Origin of the sequence: Pseudomonas sp. PA-7-1E, assembly GCF_021605325.1 — a bacterium.
GTDB lineage: Bacteria > Pseudomonadota > Gammaproteobacteria > Pseudomonadales > Pseudomonadaceae > Aquipseudomonas > Aquipseudomonas fluorescens_BV.
Window position 1 is genome coordinate 1 of sequence record NZ_WKFA01000063.1, and the last position, 19,576, is coordinate 19,576.

The window sequence follows — 19,576 nt, forward strand, 5'->3', positions numbered from 1 at the left end:
CCCAAAACCCGCTGGTGGCGCCAAAGTGGTCGATCATCCACCCCGAACTGGCGGCGCCAATGGCCACGCCGATGCTCAGGCCGGTGATCAGCCAGGTCATGCCTTCGGTAAGGCGGCTGGCCGGGACGATCTGCTCCACCATGGCCATCGACACAATCAAGGTGGGCGCGAAGAACAGCCCGGAGATAAAGATTGCAGCGGCCAAGCCGGGAATATTGCTCACCAACAGCAAGGGCAAGGTGGTCAACGCCGTGGCTACGCCGCAGTACAGGAACTGGCGTGGCAACGGTGCCTTGAGTTTGAGGGCACCGAAGGCCAACCCCGCCAGGCACGAACCAATGGCATACACCGACAGCACGATACTCGCCGCCGCCGGCTGGCCTTGATGCTGGGCGAAGGCCACGCTGACCACATCCACCACGCCGACGATCACGCCCATGGCCAGCAGCAAAATCATCAGGATCAATACCGACGGCGACGCAATCAGCCAGCGACCGTGTGCTCCCTGATGCGCGTGTACCGGTGGCTCGGTTTGCCGTTGCAGCACAAAGGTGGTGACGCCCACCGCCAGCAACAACGCCGCCACCAGGGGCCCGGCTTCTGGGAACACCGCCACGCTCAACCCCACCGAAATGGGCGGGCCGATGATGAAGCACACCTCATCAAGTACCGACTCCAGGGCAAACGCGGTTTGCAGCCTGGGCTGGCCACGGTACAACTCGGTCCAGCGCGCTCGCACCATGGCCGACATATTGGGTATGCAGCCCGCCAGCGCGGCGAACAGAAACAGCGTCCAATTCGGCGCCTGCAACCGCGTACACAGCAGCAACATCAATAGCGCCCCGCCGCCGATCAGCGCGGCAATCGGCAGCACCCTGCCCTGGCTGTAGCGGTCCACCCAACGTGACACTTGCGGCGCGCAAATCGCCGTGGCCAGGGCAAACACTGCCGCCACCGAACCGGCCAGACCATAGCCGCCATGCACCTGGGACAGCATGGTGATCAGGCCGATGCCGGTCATGGATATCGGCATGCGTGCCAGCATGCCAGCGAGCACAAAGGCCCGGGCACCAGGGACCTGGAATAATTCAGCGTAGGGGTTTGCCATCCTGCTTGACCTCTTGCTCGACGCCCTGGGCTTGCTATCTGAAACCATCAGGGCAGAATACATACGGTGCGTATGTGGCAAATCATGCTTCGCATACGCAGCGTATGTCAATCACTTAGCCAAGAGACGCCCATGAGCCGAGCCCGAGCTGAAATGATCGAAGACACCCGCGCCCGCCTGATAGCGAGCGCGCGCCGGGCCTTCGCCACCCAAGGCTATGCCAATACCTCGATGGATGACTTCACTGCCCGCGCCGGCCTGACGCGCGGTGCGCTGTATCACCACTTTGGTGACAAAAAAGGGCTGCTGGCGGCGGTGGTTGCTCAACTCGACAGCGAGATGGACGCGCGCTTGCAACGCATCTCGGAGCAGGCCGTAGAGCCTTGGAGTGGTTTTTGCGAGCGCTGCCGGGCCTATCTGCGCATGGCCCAGGACCCGGAAATCCAGCGCATTGTATTGCAGGATGCACCGGCGGTACTGGGCGACACAGGCTCCCAACAACACTGCGTGGAATCCTTGCGCCAATTGCTGGAGGCCCTGATGCAAGCGGGTCTGATGCCTACGGCACCCAGCCACGCACTGGCGCAGTTGATCAACGGCAGCCTGGTCAATACCGCGTTGTGGATTGCCCGGGATGAACACCCGGGCACACGGCTGGAGGAAGGCTTGCAAGGCCTGAAGCTGCTCCTGCAGGGGCTGAGCCTCACACCAACCGTTTGATCTGCTTATGCCGCCACACCAGGCGGTAATAGGCGATCTGCAACACCAGCATCGCCAGGTAGGTCACCGGAAATGCCATCCACACTCCTTCCAATCCGAAGTGGGCGTTGAACAGATAGGCCATTGGCAGTTCTACGCCAAGCACGCAGAAGATCGAGATCGCCACCGGCATCAGCACCACGCCGCTGGCGCGCATGATGCCGCCGATCACCGCCTGGAAGCCGAATACCAGAATGCTCCAGAGCATGATGTGCAGCAGGTGTTCGGCCCGTACCCGTGCGCTGTCGTCGGTGATGAACAGGCCCAGCAACCAGTGGGACAGCCCATAGCCGAGCACGATCAAGCCACCGGTGAGGCACAGGTTGATCACAAGCCCCGTGCGCAGGATCGGCCCGATACGCTCCAGGCGCCCGGCGCCAATCGCCTGGGCGCCGAGGATCGAGGCGGTGATGGCAATCGACAGCGCCGGGAACTGCACATAGTTGACGATCTGCGTCACCGCGCCATAGGCCGCCGTGGCCTGGGAACCGTGGCCGTTGACCAGGGCCAGGATGACCAGCTCCGACAGCGATAGCACCACCATCTGCAAGCCCGTCGGCAGGCCGATGCGCAGGACTTTGCCGAGGACGACGCGGTCCAGGCGCAAGGCGGCAAGCAACTCGCGGTCTGGTGCCATCACGTGTTTTTTGTGGCGCAGGCGCAGGACCAGAAACAGCATCGCCAAAGCGTTACCTACCAGCCCCGCATACACCGCACTCTGGATGCCCATGGGCGGCAGGCCGATCCAGCCGCGAATCAGCGCAGGCGTCAGCAGCAAGCCCACCAGGGTCGAGACCATCAATGCCAGCAACGGCGAAATCGTGTCGCTGACCCCACGCAACAGTTGGGTATAGAGGATGAACACCAGCAGCAACGGCATGATCAACATCATCATCTGGGCGTAGCCCACGGCATCGTCGAGCACATCCACCGGCGTGCCCAACGCCTGCAATGCCGGGCGCGCAAACAGGCTGCCCAGCACGGCGGCCACCAGGCCCACCAACGCGCCCAGGGTCAGGGTGGCACCGGTAATCACCTTGACCATCCCGGTCTCCTGGGCGCCCCATGCCTGGCCGATCAACACCGAGGCGCCCGCCCCCAGGCCGATCACCAGGGCGATAAAGAAAAACACGATGGGAAACATCCCCGACACCGCGGCCAATGCCTGGGTGCCCAGCATCTGGCCAACGTAAATGCCGTTGAGGGTGCCGGAAAAGCTTTGCAGGAAATTGGACAGCACCATCGGTGCCAGGAACATGAGGTAGATCTGCCACAGCGGGCGTTGCTGGGTAACGTCCATAAGGGGTCGAGTTCCGGTATGTTTAGCTACAGAAGGCATTGCGCGACAACCAGGCCAGGTAGCTCCGCACGTCCGGCGGCCAGTGCGCGATCTTGCTGGAAAAGTCGGCCTGGTCTTGCGCAAACAACGCTCGCGAGGCGTCTTCAAAACCCGGCAGGTTACCGCCGATGGCGCTCATGAAGCGGTAGCTGGCTTCCTTGGCCTGGCGTGCCTTATCGGCGCCGGCCTGGCCGGTACGCGCCTCATCCACTAACCGGCGTAAGGCGGCCGAGGCACCACCGCGCTGCTGGCCGAGCCACTCCCAATGACGTGGCAACAAGGTGACTTCGCGGGCGACCACGCCCAACTTCGGGCGGCCCACCGAGGGCGTGGCGGGCGGATCATCCTCGATGTGGGCCTGGGCAGGTTGCTGCGGCGCATAGCCCGCCGGCCACGGGTAGTCGACCTGCCTGCCGGTGGCATCATCGAAGACCAGGAAGCTACCGGCGGGCAACGCTTGTTCGGCAAGTGCCTCGGCGACTGCGGGGTAAGTACCGGCAGCAATGCGCTGATGAACTGCGAAAGCCGTGCAGAGTGGGAAAATTTGCGTAGGCATTTTTTATTACCCGGATTTTATTTGTTTTACCCGGATCATATTAGTCAACATTTACCGACTTGCAAGGCTGCAACACAGAGATTTTTCCGTGAACATTAGTGGTTGTCGAATCCCTACCCCCAAACGCCTGCGAGGACCTGCGCAACGCAGGGCGGTGGCTGCTGATTCGTGCTTGAGCAACTCCACCACCATCGGCAAGCGGCTCGGCCCCATCCCTTTGGCCCAAGATTTACCCATTTATCCATCTCGGTTGCGTCTTGAATCAACAGCACCACGGGACTGCTTTACATTCTCTCAAGAGTCGCGTCCTGATTGGGCTGAAGCACTTTTTGGAACATGACTTTTCATCATCAAGAAACCGATAAGCGGCCATCGTCTCGGCCAGTCGCCGACAAGCCGCGGGAATGCTGCTACTTGGGTGATCGGCCATCCTCGCCAAAGTCCAGGCCAACAAGGCCAACCCGCAGATGCATGTAATGTTGCTTGACGACGGCTTCACCCCTGAAAAGTTGCCGTTTTCGCGTTTGGCAAGCGGTGTCGCAAGTCACTTTTTTCCGGCAGCCCCGCGATTACTGAGTTTGGCGCGCTGCCGGAAAAATCTGGGACTTGGGCTTACAACCCCAAATACCTGTCAACTATGACAGTAGACGTGGCTCGATATTAGCTTGTAACTTAAAGCTGCAAGATAAAAACATTACTCACAAATCGAGAGAGAATTTATCATGGGTTATCCAGCAGATACTGCATATAGAGGTTTTATCATTCGCCAACATGATCCTGCCTATCAAGCGAATTCATTTCAGGGCTTTGACATTAACGGGAACGCTATTACTCTCCTTAACGCAACCGCAGATCAAGTAAAAGTTTTAATTGATCAGCGCCTTGATCAAGGCTCGGGAAGACACAACTAGTTAACACATCTTCCGGCTTCAGCTAATAAGTCTAGCGGCTCGACAACATCGGCCGCTTGGCCCGACTACATCACTCGTTTCTGGATCACATTAAGTGCCCGAAGAAAAATTTCAGGCATTTTCAGTACCTAGATTCTTTTAGAGAGGCCATTTTGTACAAGGGCTTAAGTTGACATGCTGATCCGCCTAACGTACATAATTTCTATTCGGGCGCTTGCATTTTCAGCCAATGTGAGCCGATGGCTTTGCCTGGTTGCAGTTAATGGGAGCCAGACATTTCGCTGAGTGCGAGCCCACGTGTTTTCAAACGCAAGCCATTACAATTACGCTTCAATTTTCAAGGTCAGTTTGGGGGACTCTCCCTGTTCATTTTTAATTATGTAATGCAGCGTTATTCTCTTACCAATCCAGTCGACAGAAGGTGACCAGAGCCCGACAACACCCACTACCGACAAGACCCGTGCGCAGGTGAAAGCCATGCAGGGTTACTTGCAGACAGCGATTTCGATTGATTGGGACCAGGTTAACCAGGCGCGACCGGAGTGGAATGCGCGGTGAGGTCGGTCGATTGAGCGTTGAGGCTTGAGCCCAGCGCAATCGTGACGCGGAGCGTCACAGGGCGCACTTTCCATGGCGTGTCTCCTTAACGCGCGGCTAACACGGCCAGCTCTTCGCGGGTGCTGCTAATGCCAGCACCCGCCTTAAGCAACTCATTCACCGCCTGTACACCCCCGTCCTCGCTGATGCTGCGGCACGCCGGCAAATGCAGGACCACTTGCAATCCGGCTTTGAGCAATTGCAACGCGGTGGTCTTGACGCAATAGTCCAGCGCCAGCCCGCCCACAATCACGCGGGCCACGCCGTGGGCCTTGAGGTACTCGATGACGCCGGTGGACAGTTTGTCGTGCAGGTCGTGGTAACAGGCGCCGTAGGGGTGCAGGTCGGGCTCGACACCTTTCCAGATGAAGTACTCGTAGTCATAGGGCGTGGGCAATTCATCGAGCAGGGTGAACCCTTCAGTACCCGGCACGCAGTGGCTGACCCAGGTCACATCGGCATGGGCCAGGCCGGTGGGTTGCAGCATCTCGCTGTGCTGCGCAACCACCCAGGGTGCGTGGGGGGTGTGGGCGTCCTTGCTGCCGATGCGGTGGCCGGCGAGACTGGCCATGTAATTGAGTTCGGCACCAATGCCGTCGCCACCGGCCACTGGCAACTCGTTGGGACACAAGGGCGTGAAGCTCTTCTGGGCGTCGACGTCAAATGAAGCGATGGCGGCTTTCGAAAGGCTCATGGTCGTTCTCGGGTGGTCTGCACGTACGACCGCCTCCGGGCGAGCGTAGAAATCTTGAAGTATGGGACAGTTTACTGCGGGGATCGATGCGTTGCTGACTTACCCTATTCTCAAGCACGCTGAAGTTCAAAGGTGGGAGCTGGCTCGCCTGCAATGACGGGAGTGAATCCACCAACGCTATCGCAGGCAAGCCAGCTCCCACAGTTGGGTCAGCGTTAACTGCTAGTTCAGCCAATTGCCGCCATCAACGTTATAGGTCTGGGCCACCACATAGTCGGCGTCCGTCGACGCCAGGAAGATCGCCATGCCAGCCAGGTCTTCAGCTGTGCCCATCCGCCCAAACGGCACCTCATCCCCTACGCGCTTTTTCTTCTCGCCAGGCGCCAGCCCTTCATGCCTGGCGAACAGCGCATCCACCCCATCCCAATGCTCGCCGTCCACCACACCGGGGGCGATGGCATTGACGTTGATGCCCTGCTTGATCAGGTTCAAGCCCGCCGATTGCGTCAGGCTGATCACCGCCGCCTTGGTCGCGCAATAGACCGCCACCAACGGCTCGCCCCGCCGCCCGGCCTGGCTGGCCATGTTGATGATCTTGCCGCCATGCCCTTGGTTGATCATCTGTCGGGCTGCGGCCTGCAGGGTGAACAGGGTGCCGGCGACGTTGATCGAGAACAGTCGTTCAAAGCTGTCGCGGGTGATGTCGACGATGGGCGCCAGGTCGAACAGTGCGGCGTTGTTGATCAGGATATCGAGCTTGCCGGCGTGGCTCACCACCGTGGCGATCGCCGCGTCGATGGAGGCTTGGTCGGTGACATCCATCGACACCGCGTAAGCCTTGGGCCCCAGTTCGGCGGCGGTGGCCTGGGCCTGCTGCAGGTTGATGTCGGCGATGGCCACGGTGGCGCCTTCAGCGATGTAGGCCTGGGCGAACGCACGGCCAATGCCTCGCGCCGATCCAGTGATCAGCGCGCTTTTGCCTTCGAGTCGTTTCATGGGGGGTCCTGTAAAGGTTATTGCCGGTAGCCGGTGAACACCGCCGAGAACAGCTTGCCGACCTTTGTTGTGGAGCCTCGATTACAGCAGCTTGACCTGCCGCCTCACAAACGGCTGGCGAATGCGAGGCTGATACTTTTTTAACCTGAGGCACAGGATCAAAAAAGTATCAGCCTCAGGCGAAACCAGGGCTAGCGCAGCGATTGCCAGTGCGGGTATTTTGGGAAAATTGCACCGCCACAAGAGGCAGCACCATGCCCGTCAGCCCCGCCACCCTGTTCGAGCATCGCCCTGCCGAGCTTGAGGTGATCCTGACCGAACCGGAACATGGTTTTCGCTGGTTCGAACATGACTATCCCTATGAACTGGCACGCTGGAACCACCACCCTGAATTCGAAATCCACCTGATCCGCCAAGGCAGCGGCAAGCTGGTGGCGGGCGACTATATCGGTGCATTCAGCGCCGGGCATGTCGCACTGATCGGCCCTGGCCTGCCCCACGACTGGATCGGTGACCTGGCGCCGGGCGAATACCTGCACGGGCGTGATGTGGTGCTGCAATTCGACGGCGCCGCCCTGCTCGCTCTGCGCAACACCCTGCCTGAGCTCGGTGATTTACAGTCACTGTTTGCACGGGCGCGACGGGGCATCGAATTCACCGGCGAGACCGCAACGAGCGCGGCACGGCTGATGGAGGCCATCGGCTGCGCCCATGGGCTGCAACGCCTGGCCCTGTTCCTGCAATTGCTCGACACCCTAAAGAACGCACCGCCTGCACAGGCCAATACCCTGGCCAGCCCGTGCTACGCACCAACCCTGGATGCGCGCAGCGCCGAACGTATCAACAAGGCGCTTGACTACCTGATGCGGGAACTGACCGGCGATGTACGCCTGTCGGACATCGCCCGGCAACTGGACATGAGCGAACCCGGCTTTTCGCGGTTTTTCAAGCGCAACACCGGCCACGGCTTTATCGACCTGATGCGCAAGTTCCGCGTGCAGCGTGCCTGCCGCTTGCTGTTGCACAGCCAGATGTCAGTGGCGGACATCTGCTTTGAGGTGGGCTACGCCAACCTGTCGAATTTCAATCGCCACTTTCGTATCGAAATGCACCAGACGCCGAGTGAGTACCGGCGGCAGGCCGCACTTCAATTATTCACCCCGGTTACCCATCACCCGCCGCCTTACTCGCCCGCCCCTTGAGCCAGTGCCTGCTGTGCCAGACGGGCAACCTGCAACTCAATCATGGCACGCTCGCGCTCCTGGTCTTCCAGAAACCAGGCGGCAGACAACCCGGCATGAGCCACCACCCATTGCAACAAACGCGGACGTGAGAGGCCGGCCGCCAGGGCGATAACCCCAACCTGGCGGCGGAAACGCAGTGGATCGCTACTGGTCGGCAAGTCCGGATTGCAGATCAGATTAGCGTAATCGTAACCGCGCTCGCCCATCACCCGCTTTGGATCAATCGCCAGCCAGCCACGAGGGCCAAAGTCGAGGATATTGTCGTGATGGCAATCACCGTGCAGTACCACAACCTCCTGTTGCGCAGCCAGCAATGTCCGGGCCGTCGCCGCGCAGTCGCGTAAGGCACCGCCCTCCTGTTCGGCGGCGTGCCACAAGGATCTGAACCACTCATCCAGCCCAACCAACCCTTCGGGCGGCGACACACGAGGCGCATGCAGCCGGGCCAGGGTTGCGCAGGCGATCTGGCTGGCTTCGTCGTCCTGACCATTGAGGGCCATGCGCATCAAGGAACCTGGGCCCGTGGCGCGTTCCATTAACACTGCAGTGTGGTCATGGGCGAACACCCGTGCCGCACCGTCACCGGCCCACCAACTCAGCAGGCGGCCGCCGAGTTTTTCCTCAGGGGTATGAGCAATTTTCAACATCGCCGGCACGCCCTTCCAGCGGACCGGCAACAGGTGGCTGCCGGGTGTGACGATAGGCTCTCCATCGGCACTCAGCTCCCAGGCACGCAGGTAGTGTTCGAACATCAGATTCCTCCACAGGGGTGACGCATCAGGATGACAGAAATCCCACTGTTTTCCTGACCAAAGCGTCGGCTAATTGCTCTTTTTTCTAGATAGTTCAAGCCATTGACCCAAGTTGGTACAACCTGTGCAAACGTTTGCGGAACGAACTTGACCGCCAAGTTCACTCCTCCCCGTCTAATCGGGTTTAAACCGCGTAAGAATAAGGACTTTCAATGCACCCCACCTCAAAGCCTCGTGCTGGTCTTGGCGTTTCGTTGCTACTGGCTGCCGTTACGGGAGTACTCAGTGCACCCATTTTGGCGCAGGAAAAGCCCGTGGATGACTCAGCACAGGGCGAAACCCTCAGCCCTGAAGCCAACCCCCCGGCGAAAAAAGGCGTGTATCTGTCCGAGTGGTTTAACCAGGACCTCACGCTGATTGGCAGCAAAGACATCAGTTTCGGCCCCAAGCCTCAAGATGACGTCTACCTGGAATACGAGTACTTCGGGCGCAAGGGCCCCTTTGAGTTGTACGGCTATATCGATGTGCCGAAGATCCTCACCATCGGTAACAGTAATGACAAAGGTGTGTGGGACCATGGCTCGCCGGTGTTCATGGAGCATGAACCGCGGATCTCCATCGACTACCTCGCAGGACGCAGCCTGGCAATTGGCCCATTCAAGGAATGGTATGTGGCCTTTGACTGGATCTATGACCACGGCAGCCGCAAGGAAAACCGCGCCAACACCCTGTACAGCGGCCTGGGCACCGATATCGACACCCACTCGCGAGTCAACCTGTCGGCCAATTTCTACGGGCGCTACCAGTGGGAAAACTACGGCGCCAGCAATGAGTATTCCTGGGACGGCTACCGAGCGCAGATGAAGTACATCGTGCCCATCGGCAAGTTCGACAACGGCGCCTCGCTGACCTACATCGGTTTCACCAACTACGATTTCGGCTCGGACCTGCACAAGGACAACCCGGCGCGCACCGCCAACTCCCTGGTGGCCACCAACGTATTGCTGTACTCGTTTACCCACCTGCGCTTTACCCTGGTCGGCCGTTACTTTCACAACGGCGGCAACTGGGAGGATGGCAGCGAGTTGAATTTCGGCGAAGGCAACTTCCGCGCACGCTCAGACGGCTGGGGTTACTACGCTGGCGTGGGCTATCAATTCTGATCAAGGAGCTGTAGATGAACGCATTGACCCGTATCTCGCTGGCCGTCGGCCTGGCCCTATTGCCTCACGTGGTGCTGGCGGATAACCCGCCACCGATCAAACCCAAGGTGATGCTGATCACCATGTTCGCCCCCGAGGCGCAAACCTGGATCGACCGCCTCGAGCTTAAACAAGAAGTACGCGTTCCGGGCTTGTCCGCCGAATATCCCGTGATTCGCTGCAACACCCAAGACGTGTGCCTGCTGGTGACCGGCATGGGCCAGACCAACGCTGCCGCGTCTACCCTGGCCCTGGCCTTGTCGCCTAAGTTCGACCTGCGCCAGAGTTACTTCCTGATCGCCGGAATCGCCGGTATCAGCCCCAAGCACGGCACCATCGGCACCGCCGCCTGGGCTCATTACCTGGTGGAGTTCGGCACGCAGTGGGAGCTGGATTCACGGGATGCACCCAAGGACTGGCCGACGGGCTATATCGGGATCAACACCAAGGGCCCCAACGAAAAACCACCGTTGGACTACAAGACCGAAGTGTTTGAGCTCAACCCCAAGCTGCAAGCCAAGGCGTTTGCCTTGTCGCACAAGGTGGAGCTGACAGAAAGCACAGAGTCCGCCGCTTGGCGCAAACACTACCCCGCCGCCCCGGCCAACCAGCCGCCGCAAGTCACCCGCTGCGACACCCTGGCGGGCAACACCTGGTTTTCCGGTACCCGGTTGAGCGAACGTGCCGAAGTCTGGACCAAGTTGCTCACCGACAACAAAGGCGAATACTGCACCACCCAACAGGAAGACAACTCCACCTACGAAGCGCTGCTGCGCGCCAGCCGCGAAGGCTTGGTGGATATCCAGCGTCTGGCCGTGGTGCGCGCAGGTTCCGACTTTGACCGGCCTTACCCTGGCTACAGCGAAGTGGACAACCTGCTCAAGTATGCGGACCAGGGTGGGTTTGTACCGGCGCTGGAAAACCTGTACCGCACGGGCAACCCGTTGGTCCAAGCGATTGTGAAGAACTGGTCGGCGTGGGAAAAAGGCGTTCCCGAAGCCGAATAAAGATCAACACTGTGGGAGCGGGCTTGCTGTGGCGAGCAAGCTTGCTTGCGCTGGGGTGCGTAGCGCCCCCAAAAAAGCCGGCTCCAGCTGCGCTATCGAGCGGGAGCAAGCTCCCTCGCCACAGCAAGCCCGCTCCCACATTTCTATCCATCAGGGCAGGAAGATGATTTTGTCTGGGCTGCCGTTGTTCACTTCTGCATAGCACTGAACACCCTCCGCCAACGCCACTTCACGCAACCCTGTAGGCAGCGGCAACAGGCCTTCATGAAAGAAGCGCCCAAACGCCTCCAGCATCACCGCGCATTGTTCGCAGCTATAGAGCAAAGAGTTGATCCCAACCACCGATCCGCCCTTACGGTACAGCGCCAGGGCCGGTAACTGCACATGGCCGTCAACCGGTGCGGCGATGATGGCGATGCGGCCGAACGGTGCCAGCCCCGCCACCGCGGCAGGCAGCCAGAAACCGGTAGTGTCAAAGATCACGTCGGCGCCGCCCTTGAACACGGCCTGCACTTGCGCGCCCAATTCCTCCGGCTTGCCCAAGGCAATCGCCTCCAGCCCTTGGGCCTGCAACATCTCGAGCTGATCGGCCTTGCGCACGGCCGCCAATACCTGCGCACCGCGTATCTTCGCCAGCGCCAACGCCGCACTGCCGACCGCGCCGTTGGCGCCGACCACCAGCAAGCGCGTGCCCTTGCCAACGCCGCTGCGCTCCAGGGCATCCCAGGCGGTGGTATAGGGCACACCGAGGCTGGCCGCCTGGGCAAAGCTCAAGTGCGTAGGTTTGTACGCCACGCCCTTGGCTGACACGCGCAGGTATTGGGCATGGGAACCGTCAGCGAAAAAACCCAGGTCACGACCGGTGCCCCAGACCTCCTGGCCGAGCAATGCCTGCGGGCCTTCCACCACCACGCCTGCGAAGTCACGCCCAGGGATGCGTGGCAGCGTGGTGTAGGGGAAACGGCCAAGCACGTTTTTGACGTCGCTGGGGTTCAGGCCCGCCGCGTTGACCTTGACCAGCACTTCGCCGGCAGACGGTACCGGCATGGGCACCTCCAGCAGGCGCAGGTGGGCGAGGTCGCCGGTGGCGGTAAATTGCAGTGCGTTCATAGAGGGCATCCGTGGAAGGAAAAAGGGATCAGGACAACCAACCACTGACCAACTGCCGCGCCATGGGCCAGAGCTTTTCGCCGAGCAGCATGCCCATCAGGCCGACCAGTGCGATAGCGGGCGGTGCAGGCGAGCGGAAGTCCAGCGCGCCGTAGATCACGCCGACAAACAGGCCGATGGCCAAGGAAATCAAATAGCTCATGAACGCTGCGCCCGGTTGATTGATGGGCTCAGTCTAGGGCGCGTCTACCGTGGGTATCGGCCAAGTGCTTCAGGATTTCGGCCAACCCCTGTACTGCGACGGCGATACTCCCAGTTCACGTCGGAACATGTCACTGAAGCTACTGGGCGAATAGCCCAGGGTGCGCGCTATGCCGCTCACCGAATGGCCCTGGATCAACTCCGCCGCCGCCGTAGCCAACTGCACCTGACGGCGCCACTGGGCAAACCCCATGCCCAGGTGCTGCTGGAACAACCGCGCCAGGGTGCGCACGCTGGCGCCCGCGGCCTCGGCGTGCTGCTCGAACGGGATGTCCAGGGAGGGCGACGTCATGACGGCCTGGCACGCATTGATCAGCCGACGATCAGCCGCCACCGGCATGGCGATGCGAATAGGCGAGCGCCGTGCGCGTTGCAACTCCAACAGGCCCAGGCCTACGACAGCCTCGTAATAGGCCGCATCGCCGTGATCGCCCTGCTCCACCAATGTCACGATCAACTCACGCAACAAGCGGCCCACTTCTATGACCTGCACCTGGCTGTCCAGCGTCGCCGCCAACGCCGGGCGCAGGTAGATATTGCGCATCTGCAAATCGGAGACCACGCGAATCCCGTGCTCCACCCCCGGCGGCAACCACACCGCACGCTGGGGCGGCACTACCAGGGCTTCGCGGGGCGTCTCGACCCACATCACTCCGCTCATGGCGTAGAGCAACTGGCCCCAATCGTGGCTGTGCGGCTCTACGTACAACCCACGCGGGTAGGTACGCGCCAACGGCTGCACGGGAACGGCGTGATCACTGAGGTCGGGGGGCGCGGCCAGGGCCATTGCGGGTACACATCAATCGGGTCGGGTGACCATGGTAAAGACTGGTCGCCGGCAAGCGTACTGTTTTTACTCATCCTGCAGGCACCGGGTGGCCGGGCCTGCAGGTCAATCCTGTCAACCGTGGGCTGACTTGGCGCATTCGCAACCCGTCGCCGCCGCGCAGGGTTCACCATGAGCATGATGCTCGGCACAGCCCTGGCAGCAATAGCCCTTGCCGTCTTTCATTATTGCGTCAGCGCCCAATACACATTTGCAGTGAGGGCAAGCACAGGTTTGATCTGGCATGGTCAGACTCCTTTTTCATGGTCGTCCGATGCGGCGAGCGCCGCACCTTAAGCAGTGACCCTGGGCAAGCAAGCATGGTTCAGCGCCGTCAGTCGGCCCGGCGGCTATTACTGCGGTACATGAACACCAACGCCAGGGCAAGCAATAGCATGGCGAGGATACGGCTGCCCGACAGCTCGATCGCCGGGTTGCCCAGCCAGCCAAAGTTGTCGATCAGCATGCCCATGCCCAGTTGCCCGACAATCACCGCCACCGTGGCGACGGCTGTGCCGACCACAGGCACTGCGCCGACCATCACCATCATGTACACCACGCCAAACAGGGCACCGGTCAATTGCCACTTTGGCACCTCCAGCAGGCTGACGGCCTGGGCCGGTTCGAAGAAAAATATCAACAGCGCCGTGGTCAGCGCGCCCACCGCGAAGGTCAACAGACTGCTGCGCAATACCCCCACCGTCTGGCCCAGACGCCCATTGATAGCGGCCTGCACACTCAGCACCGCCCCCGCTGCAATCACCACCACCAACAACATAAACAGATTCATCGTCTTAACCTCGTGCAATCAGAACCAGAGCCGCCACAATCAACGCCAACGCGATCCAGCGCTCGCCATTGACCCGTTTGCGCGCCGTGCCGAACCAGCCGAAGTGGTCGATCAACACACTCTTGCCCACTTGGCCCGAGAGGATCGCGATCATGGTCATCGCGATGCCGATGTGCGGTGTGGCCAGGGTCAATACCACCACGTACATCGGCCCCAGAAACCCGCCGATCAGCTGCCAGCGTGGCAGTTGCGTGAATGCTGGACCCTTTTGCGGGCCGCTGAACAGCAGCAGTAAAAACAGAATCGCCGTGCCAACGCCAAAGATGCTCAACGTCGCCCACAAATGCCCGACCTGCGCGCCCAATGGCCCGAGCAACCCGGCCTCCACCGACAGGCCCATGCCCGCCAGAATCACCAACGGCAACAGCAGCAGCCGTAGAAGGTTATTGCTCGGCCTGGCCTGCGCCAGGCCTTCGGTAGAACGTGCCTGCATACATCACCCGTGTATCAAGAAAGGAAAAACATGGCGCGCATTATCCGGTGGCCGTGCTGTGCGATAAATGGGAGTATGCGGACAACACCTTTGCGCAAAACGCACAGCCTGGAGAGACGATGCAGGGCTTGAATGAACTGAGTTTCAAGGCGCTACGCCTGTTTGTGGCCGTGCTGGACCAGGGCAGCTTTTCCGAAGTGGCCCGCCGCGAAAGCCTGGCGCCCTCCTCCATTTCGCGGCAGATTCAACTGATGGAACAGGTCGTCGGCCAGCAATTGCTCTACCGCCATACGCGTGCCGTCAGCCCCACCGAAGCCGGCCGCCTGCTGGGCCGTCACGCACGCTTGCTACTCGAGCAGTTGGAGACGGCTAACCAGGCCCTGCAGGAGCAAGACAGCGAACCCAGCGGCCTGGTGCGCATCAACGCGCCCATGGCGTTCGGCCAGCGTCACCTTTCACCCTGGCTGGGAGGGCTGTGCCGGCGCTACCCGAAGCTGCAACTGGATATCCAGCAGACCGACACCTTCGTCGACCCGCTGCAAGACGGCACCGACCTGCTGTTTCGTATCGGCGTGCTCAATGACTCGGGCATGCAGGCGCGCATCTTCGCGCCGCAACGCTTTCGCATCGCAGCCAGCCCCGCCTACCTGGCCCAGCATGGCACGCCGCGCCACCCCGACGAACTGGCCCACCACCACTGCCTGGCCTACAAAGGCATCACCGGTCAGCAGCGCTGGTTCTTCCGCCGCGGCCAAGGCGATTGGACCCCCTATAGCGTCAGCGGCCCCATCACTGGCAACCACGCCGACACACTCACCCACGCCGCCGAACAAGGCCTGGGCCTGGTGGCGTTTCCGTCCTGGCTGATTGGCGAAAGCCTGCGCGCCGGCACCTTGCAGGCGGTGCTGAGTGAGTATGAGGTCGCGACAACCCTGGAGCCCCAACAGATCGCCGCGTTGTGGCCGGGCAGCCGCAGGCTCTCATTGAAGGTGCGCACGGTGATCGACTATTTCGTGGAGTGTTTTGGGACGGTGCCGTATTGGGATCGGTGAGTGTGACCGCCCCCTGATGGAGCGCAAACTGTTCGAAGGCGGTGTTGAGAAAACGAGCACATGACTCAACCCTAGCTCAGAACAACCACTGCCCGATCAACCACGCATTCGCCCCACTGATCACCGCGAACAGAAACCACGCCAGCAGCCGCGTGGGCAGCCGGTTGACGAATGGCCCCATCAATTGCTTGTCGCCAGTCATGCGGATCAGCGGGTACAGCGCAAAGGGCAACTGCAGGCTCAGGACCACCTGGCTGAGAATCAGCAGCTTGCCGATGGCATCATCACCCATCAGCCATACACCTAGAAACGCCGGGATCAGCGCCAGCCCACGGGTAATCAGGCGGCGCTGCCAGCAGGGTATGCGCAGGTTGAGGTAACCCTCCATGATAACTTGGCCGGCAATGGTGCCGGTAAAGGTCGAACTCTGACCCGAAGCCAGCAAGGCGATACCGAACAGAATGCTGGCGAAAGCACCGCCGACCAAGGGATCGAGCAGGTGATAGGCGTCCTGGATCTCCACCACATCGGTATGGCCGGTCTTGTAGAAGGCTGCAGCCGCCAGCACCAGGATGGCGCCGTTGACCAACAGCGCCAAGGCCAGGGAGCCGATGGTGTCGATACGCGCCAGCTTGACCGCGTCCTGTTTGCTCGCCAGGTCCTTGCCGATCAGGCGGGTCTGCACGATGGAGGTGTGCAGGTAGAGGTTATGAGGCATGACCGTCGCGCCGAGAATACCGATGGCCAAGTACAACGGCGCCGCATCGCTGATAGCCGACAGTGACGGAGTGAAGCCACTGAGCACGTCGGGCCAGTAGGGTTTGATCAGCACCAGTTCGATGAAAAAACACACGCCGATGGTGGCGACCAGCGCCAGCATGATCGCTTCCAGGCGGCGAAAACCACGATTTTGCAGGGCCAGGATCAACAGCGTATCGAAGGCAGTGATGACAATACCAGTGGTCAGCGACACGCCCAGCAACAGGTGAAACGCCAGGGCGCAGCCGAGCACTTCGGCAAGGTCTGTGGCGATGATGGAGATTTCCGCCAACACCCACTGGGTACGAGCAGAGCGCTGGCTGTAGCGCTCACGGCACAGTTGCGCCAGGTCCTTGCCAGTGGCGATACCCAGCCGTGAACACAGGCACTGCACCGCCATCCCCGCCAGGCTGGCCAGCAGCACCACAAACAACAGGCTGTAGCCGTAGCGTGAACCGGCTTCAATGGCCGTTGCCCAGTTGCCGGGGTCCATGTAGCCGATGGAGATCAACAGGCCGGGGCCAGCGAACATCAGCACCCGTTTAAAAAACGAGGCCTTGGGATCAACAGCGACAGAGCCGGCCACTTCCGGCGGGCAGAACGGGGCGGTAGCGATTTTCGGCAGGCTGAATTTCACGCGGTATTCCAGGCAAATACACAAGACTTGGGCAGCAGCTTATCAGTCGGACGCGACCGTGCGCATCACCGTGTCTCGCGGCAGGTCAAACGCTTCCACCACTTGCACCACCAGCTCCAGTTCCTGGTTAAGGGCCTCGCGCTCCATGCGCTGGCGAATCACGCCGATCACCAGTACCGCCAGGGTGGTGATCGAATATGCCGGGCCGGAAAACGCTCGCACCCCGCTGACCAGCAACATCGCCGCAGCCAGCGCCTGGCCCACCACCGGAATCGCCGTGGCCGCACCGCGCCGCAGGATAAACCCAGTCAGCCCGGCCAACGCCGTGCCGCTCAAGGCGGTGGTGGCCGAACGCCCCAGATCGAAACGGTTGAACAGCCCCTGCTCTTTTTGTGCAGCCGCCTTGAGCTCGGCCTCGAACGCCTGGCGATCAGCGCGACTGAGTTTGTCCTTGTACTGCTCGATCAGTGTTTCTGCGACCTGCCCTTCGATCTCTGCCAGCGCCACGTGCTCAAGTGGCTGGTCGAACTTGATGCCCAGGCGTTGCGCCACATCTTCGGCAATCTGGCGATAGCCCACGCCATGGCCACGGGCCAGGTTCATAAAGCTATCACCGCCCATGCGCTGCAATTCAATGGCCAGTTTCAACGGCTCGCGCACACTGGCATCAATCGCGGCACTGCGCTTTTGCGCCATCAGTTCGGCAAGAAACTTCAGCTCCTCCGGCCGCGCTTGCACCAATGCCGGGTACAGGTCCACGTCCGCTTCGGCAAAACGCACTTCACTGCTGCGCGAGTCCACACGGATCATGCCGCGCCGCTCCTGCAGCAAATCGGTGTACTGCACCACCGTCTTCAACTGCGGCCAATAGGCGGCATGATCGAAGCTGGCCAGGTGCACATTGGTGACCTTGGACTTGAGCGCGGGCGTTACGTCAATCGCATAGCGGCCAATGCAACGCTCGGTATCGGGTTTCATGGCCAGCGCCCAGTCCTTGCTGGAGTGGCAGTTGATCAACCGCCCCTTGAGCGGCGCCGACACATCATCCCAGGGGCTCGATGTACAAATCGCCCCGCCCATCAACAACAGGTTATCGAGCGGCAGTTCGCGAGCAATCTCGGGGCTGGCCAGCAAGCTCTTGACCAGGATACGCGCGCCCAGGGAGTGGCCGATCAGGTTGATACGCCGTACCGGCAGCGACTGGTCGTGCAGGTAGCCGGCCAGCTCTGGCAATAACGTCTTGGCCACTTCATCGACCCGTGCCTCGACACTTTTGTAATGGTCGAGAAAATAGGCAATGGCCTTGCCCACGCCCACCGTCGCCGCGCCCAGGCCGCCACCGCCGAGCAGCGAGGCGAGCACGTCCTTGAACGGTGCAAACAGGTTTTCCAGAAAATGCCCCGCCGGCCAGAACAACATCAGGTTGGTCGACCCTTCGATACCGGCCAGTTGCTCCTTGAAACTGCCCAGTTGCTGACGGTTGAAGAATGCCGAATAACCGTGAACATAGAGATTGAGCACATCCCCCTGGGGCTCGCCACACAAGACGAACGTGGGTTTGCGGGTGCGGTGCATTTCATCCCACTGGTGTTGCATGGGGCGGTGACTCCTGGCGGAAGGGATGGCGATAGTAACAAACAGAGCCGACAAGGAAGGTGAATCCTGACCAGCGTTCGCCACGCTCAGGACAATTGGAATAGCCTGAATCTGGCGAAGAGCCCAGCTACTTCAACAGGCAAAGTTGTCAATTTTGACCTGGCCATCCGGAAAAGTGGCGATGATTTCCAGCTCGCCCCCCATCGCACGTATGTAGTCACGCAACGTGCTGATGTACATATCAGTACGACGCTCCATCTTCGAAACCGCTGCCTGGTTGATATTCAATGCCTTTGCCAGGCTTGCCTGGCTCAGTTGCTGGGCTTTGCGCAACTCATGCAGCGGCATTTCTTTCAAGTGTTGCTGAAATATCTGCTCGGCATCGGCGTGCGCCTCAGGTGTCATGCGAGCTTTCAGTTCCGCGAATTTCTTAGCCATGGTCACGGCCCTCTTTACGCAATGAGTCTAAATGTACGTCGTACAGCTTCTCTGCCAAGGGTACGTACTCGTGGTACCAACGGTGCTGTGCGGTTTTATCGCCACCTATCAGCAACACTGCACAGCGCCGAAAATCGAAGGCATACAACACCCTGTAAGGTCGCCCTGCATGCTGTACCCGCAACTCTCGCAGGTTGCCGTGCCGAGCACCCTTGATATCGCTGCTATGGGGAAAGCGCAGCCCAGGCCCGAACAGCCCCAGCAAATCAACACTGGCAGCCACCGACGATTGCTCCTTTGCATCCAAGCCATCCCACCACTCTTCGAATTCATCCGTGTATTCAATGTCCCAGACCATGCAAATATGCCACCCAAGGAATATAAACTCAAGTGCATAACTTTAGGCCGGCGTCGGTTGGTCGCCAGCCGTGTTCCGGAAGAAATAGTAT

Annotated in this window: 21 protein-coding genes and 2 pseudogenes; 6 read left to right on the forward strand and 17 right to left on the reverse strand. The window is 60.5% G+C overall.

Features of this window, described 5'->3' with window-relative positions:
- On the reverse strand, window positions 1–1,108 hold a 1,108-nt coding region (locus GIW79_RS25465; protein WP_236455302.1), incomplete at its 3' end, for an MFS transporter.
- 132 nt (window positions 1,109–1,240) lie between these two features.
- Here GIW79_RS25465 and GIW79_RS25470 point away from each other — a divergent pair.
- Window positions 1,241–1,828 (forward strand): TetR/AcrR family transcriptional regulator, encoded by a 588-nt coding sequence (locus GIW79_RS25470; protein ID WP_054897053.1) that lies wholly within the window; start codon window positions 1,241–1,243, stop codon window positions 1,826–1,828.
- Here the strand turns inward: GIW79_RS25470 and GIW79_RS25475 are convergent.
- From GIW79_RS25475 to GIW79_RS25485, 3 genes and pseudogenes are all read right to left on the reverse strand, one after another.
- Window positions 1,812–3,167 (reverse strand): MATE family efflux transporter, encoded by a 1,356-nt coding sequence (locus GIW79_RS25475; RefSeq protein ID WP_236455300.1) that lies wholly within the window; start codon window positions 3,165–3,167, stop codon window positions 1,812–1,814. The two genes, GIW79_RS25470 and GIW79_RS25475, sit on opposite strands and share 17 nt — an antisense overlap.
- A gap of 22 nt (window positions 3,168–3,189) precedes the next feature.
- Window positions 3,190–3,762, reverse strand: a complete 573-nt coding sequence (locus tag GIW79_RS25480) for a DUF2239 family protein (RefSeq protein WP_236455299.1) — start codon at window positions 3,760–3,762, stop codon at window positions 3,190–3,192.
- Between the two features lie 206 nt (window positions 3,763–3,968).
- Window positions 3,969–4,213, reverse strand: a pseudogene (locus tag GIW79_RS25485) (transposase DNA-binding-containing protein); the annotation flags it as partial.
- Window positions 4,214–5,105: 892 nt separating this feature from the next.
- Between GIW79_RS25485 and GIW79_RS25490 the strand changes: the two are divergent.
- A pseudogene (locus tag GIW79_RS25490) lies at window positions 5,106–5,231 on the forward strand (ABC transporter substrate-binding protein); the annotation flags it as partial.
- An 85-nt stretch (window positions 5,232–5,316) separates the two neighbouring features.
- Here GIW79_RS25490 and GIW79_RS25495 read toward each other — a convergent pair.
- Window positions 5,317–5,964 carry an isochorismatase family protein gene (locus GIW79_RS25495; RefSeq protein ID WP_236455297.1) on the reverse strand — a complete coding sequence of 216 codons (648 nt, stop codon included), beginning with the start codon at window positions 5,962–5,964 and terminating at the stop codon, window positions 5,317–5,319.
- 222 nt (window positions 5,965–6,186) lie between these two features.
- Complete coding sequence (locus tag GIW79_RS25500; protein WP_054918665.1) at window positions 6,187–6,960, reverse strand: L-iditol 2-dehydrogenase; 774 nt, start codon at window positions 6,958–6,960, stop codon at window positions 6,187–6,189.
- Between the two features lie 254 nt (window positions 6,961–7,214).
- On the opposite strand from GIW79_RS25500, the gene GIW79_RS25505 reads away from it, so the two are divergent.
- Complete coding sequence (locus GIW79_RS25505; RefSeq protein WP_236455295.1) at window positions 7,215–8,162, forward strand: AraC family transcriptional regulator; 948 nt, start codon at window positions 7,215–7,217, stop codon at window positions 8,160–8,162.
- Here the strand turns inward: GIW79_RS25505 and GIW79_RS25510 are convergent.
- Complete coding sequence (locus GIW79_RS25510; protein ID WP_034127320.1) at window positions 8,144–8,956, reverse strand: aminoglycoside phosphotransferase family protein; 813 nt, start codon at window positions 8,954–8,956, stop codon at window positions 8,144–8,146. The two genes, GIW79_RS25505 and GIW79_RS25510, sit on opposite strands and share 19 nt — an antisense overlap.
- A 212-nt stretch (window positions 8,957–9,168) precedes the next feature.
- On the opposite strand from GIW79_RS25510, the gene GIW79_RS25515 reads away from it, so the two are divergent.
- Both GIW79_RS25515 and GIW79_RS25520 read left to right on the forward strand, forming a co-directional pair.
- The gene (locus GIW79_RS25515; protein WP_032872109.1) at window positions 9,169–10,119 is read left to right on the forward strand and encodes a nucleoside-specific channel-forming protein Tsx; all 951 of its coding nucleotides are present in this window, start codon (window positions 9,169–9,171) and stop codon (window positions 10,117–10,119) included.
- A gap of 14 nt (window positions 10,120–10,133) precedes the next feature.
- Window positions 10,134–11,165, forward strand: a complete 1,032-nt coding sequence (locus GIW79_RS25520; RefSeq protein ID WP_236455294.1) for a purine-nucleoside phosphorylase — start codon at window positions 10,134–10,136, stop codon at window positions 11,163–11,165.
- Window positions 11,166–11,315: 150 nt separating this feature from the next.
- On the opposite strand, the gene GIW79_RS25525 is transcribed toward GIW79_RS25520, so the two are convergent.
- The 6 genes from GIW79_RS25525 to GIW79_RS25550 form a co-directional block, all read right to left on the reverse strand.
- Entirely contained in the window at window positions 11,316–12,275 is a 960-nt protein-coding gene (locus GIW79_RS25525; RefSeq protein WP_236455292.1) for a quinone oxidoreductase family protein, read from the reverse strand.
- A 28-nt stretch (window positions 12,276–12,303) separates the two neighbouring features.
- Entirely contained in the window at window positions 12,304–12,477 is a 174-nt protein-coding gene (locus GIW79_RS25530; RefSeq protein WP_014718843.1) for a DUF1427 family protein, read from the reverse strand.
- A 69-nt stretch (window positions 12,478–12,546) separates the two neighbouring features.
- On the reverse strand, window positions 12,547–13,323 hold the full coding sequence (locus GIW79_RS25535; protein WP_236455290.1) for an AraC family transcriptional regulator: 777 nt from the start codon (window positions 13,321–13,323) through the stop codon (window positions 12,547–12,549).
- Window positions 13,324–13,437: 114 nt separating this feature from the next.
- Window positions 13,438–13,608: a putative metallothionein gene (locus GIW79_RS25540; RefSeq protein ID WP_019816816.1), complete on the reverse strand. Its 171-nt coding sequence runs from the start codon at window positions 13,606–13,608 to the stop codon at window positions 13,438–13,440.
- An 88-nt stretch (window positions 13,609–13,696) separates the two neighbouring features.
- Window positions 13,697–14,152 carry a DMT family transporter gene (locus GIW79_RS25545; protein WP_003191976.1) on the reverse strand — a complete coding sequence of 152 codons (456 nt, stop codon included), beginning with the start codon at window positions 14,150–14,152 and terminating at the stop codon, window positions 13,697–13,699.
- A gap of 4 nt (window positions 14,153–14,156) precedes the next feature.
- On the reverse strand, window positions 14,157–14,645 hold the full coding sequence (locus GIW79_RS25550) for a DMT family transporter (RefSeq protein WP_014718846.1): 489 nt from the start codon (window positions 14,643–14,645) through the stop codon (window positions 14,157–14,159).
- A gap of 119 nt (window positions 14,646–14,764) precedes the next feature.
- Between GIW79_RS25550 and GIW79_RS25555 the strand changes: the two genes are divergently transcribed.
- The gene (locus tag GIW79_RS25555; protein WP_236455288.1) at window positions 14,765–15,697 is read left to right on the forward strand and encodes a LysR family transcriptional regulator; all 933 of its coding nucleotides are present in this window, start codon (window positions 14,765–14,767) and stop codon (window positions 15,695–15,697) included.
- Window positions 15,698–15,773: 76 nt separating this feature from the next.
- Here GIW79_RS25555 and GIW79_RS25560 read toward each other — a convergent pair whose 3' ends face one another.
- The 4 genes from GIW79_RS25560 to GIW79_RS25575 all read right to left on the reverse strand — a co-directional run bounded on the left by GIW79_RS25560 (window position 15,774) and on the right by GIW79_RS25575 (window position 19,485).
- On the reverse strand, window positions 15,774–17,093 hold the full coding sequence (locus GIW79_RS25560) for an Nramp family divalent metal transporter (protein WP_072448638.1): 1,320 nt from the start codon (window positions 17,091–17,093) through the stop codon (window positions 15,774–15,776).
- A 42-nt stretch (window positions 17,094–17,135) separates the two neighbouring features.
- Window positions 17,136–18,689 (reverse strand): DUF726 domain-containing protein, encoded by a 1,554-nt coding sequence (locus GIW79_RS25565; RefSeq protein WP_054897040.1) that lies wholly within the window; start codon window positions 18,687–18,689, stop codon window positions 17,136–17,138.
- A 132-nt stretch (window positions 18,690–18,821) separates the two neighbouring features.
- Complete coding sequence (locus GIW79_RS25570; RefSeq protein ID WP_057977105.1) at window positions 18,822–19,127, reverse strand: XRE family transcriptional regulator; 306 nt, start codon at window positions 19,125–19,127, stop codon at window positions 18,822–18,824.
- A complete protein-coding gene (locus GIW79_RS25575) occupies window positions 19,120–19,485 on the reverse strand; it encodes a type II toxin-antitoxin system RelE/ParE family toxin (RefSeq protein WP_034127312.1) in 366 nt (121 codons plus the stop codon). Before GIW79_RS25575 ends, GIW79_RS25570 begins: the two co-directional genes overlap by 8 nt.
- Between the last annotated feature and the right edge of the window lie 91 nt (window positions 19,486–19,576).

What these genes read in the sequence shown, in the direction of transcription:
- GIW79_RS25470 (WP_054897053.1), top strand. Translation starts at nt 1,241, where the DNA reads ATGAGCCGAGCCCGAGCTGAAATGATCGAAGACACCCGCGCCCGCCTG.
- GIW79_RS25475 (WP_236455300.1), bottom strand. Translation starts at nt 3,167, where the DNA reads ATGGACGTTACCCAGCAACGCCCGCTGTGGCAGATCTACCTCATGTTC.
- GIW79_RS25480 (WP_236455299.1), bottom strand. Translation starts at nt 3,762, where the DNA reads ATGCCTACGCAAATTTTCCCACTCTGCACGGCTTTCGCAGTTCATCAG.
- GIW79_RS25495 (WP_236455297.1), bottom strand. Translation starts at nt 5,964, where the DNA reads ATGAGCCTTTCGAAAGCCGCCATCGCTTCATTTGACGTCGACGCCCAG.
- GIW79_RS25500 (WP_054918665.1), bottom strand. Translation starts at nt 6,960, where the DNA reads ATGAAACGACTCGAAGGCAAAAGCGCGCTGATCACTGGATCGGCGCGA.
- GIW79_RS25505 (WP_236455295.1), top strand. Translation starts at nt 7,215, where the DNA reads ATGCCCGTCAGCCCCGCCACCCTGTTCGAGCATCGCCCTGCCGAGCTT.
- GIW79_RS25510 (WP_034127320.1), bottom strand. Translation starts at nt 8,956, where the DNA reads ATGTTCGAACACTACCTGCGTGCCTGGGAGCTGAGTGCCGATGGAGAG.
- GIW79_RS25515 (WP_032872109.1), top strand. Translation starts at nt 9,169, where the DNA reads ATGCACCCCACCTCAAAGCCTCGTGCTGGTCTTGGCGTTTCGTTGCTA.
- GIW79_RS25520 (WP_236455294.1), top strand. Translation starts at nt 10,134, where the DNA reads ATGAACGCATTGACCCGTATCTCGCTGGCCGTCGGCCTGGCCCTATTG.
- GIW79_RS25525 (WP_236455292.1), bottom strand. Translation starts at nt 12,275, where the DNA reads ATGAACGCACTGCAATTTACCGCCACCGGCGACCTCGCCCACCTGCGC.
- GIW79_RS25530 (WP_014718843.1), bottom strand. Translation starts at nt 12,477, where the DNA reads ATGAGCTATTTGATTTCCTTGGCCATCGGCCTGTTTGTCGGCGTGATC.
- GIW79_RS25535 (WP_236455290.1), bottom strand. Translation starts at nt 13,323, where the DNA reads ATGGCCCTGGCCGCGCCCCCCGACCTCAGTGATCACGCCGTTCCCGTG.
- GIW79_RS25540 (WP_019816816.1), bottom strand. Translation starts at nt 13,608, where the DNA reads ATGCCAGATCAAACCTGTGCTTGCCCTCACTGCAAATGTGTATTGGGC.
- GIW79_RS25545 (WP_003191976.1), bottom strand. Translation starts at nt 14,152, where the DNA reads ATGAATCTGTTTATGTTGTTGGTGGTGGTGATTGCAGCGGGGGCGGTG.
- GIW79_RS25550 (WP_014718846.1), bottom strand. Translation starts at nt 14,645, where the DNA reads ATGCAGGCACGTTCTACCGAAGGCCTGGCGCAGGCCAGGCCGAGCAAT.
- GIW79_RS25555 (WP_236455288.1), top strand. Translation starts at nt 14,765, where the DNA reads ATGCAGGGCTTGAATGAACTGAGTTTCAAGGCGCTACGCCTGTTTGTG.
- GIW79_RS25565 (WP_054897040.1), bottom strand. Translation starts at nt 18,689, where the DNA reads ATGCAACACCAGTGGGATGAAATGCACCGCACCCGCAAACCCACGTTC.
- GIW79_RS25570 (WP_057977105.1), bottom strand. Translation starts at nt 19,127, where the DNA reads ATGGCTAAGAAATTCGCGGAACTGAAAGCTCGCATGACACCTGAGGCG.
- GIW79_RS25575 (WP_034127312.1), bottom strand. Translation starts at nt 19,485, where the DNA reads ATGGTCTGGGACATTGAATACACGGATGAATTCGAAGAGTGGTGGGAT.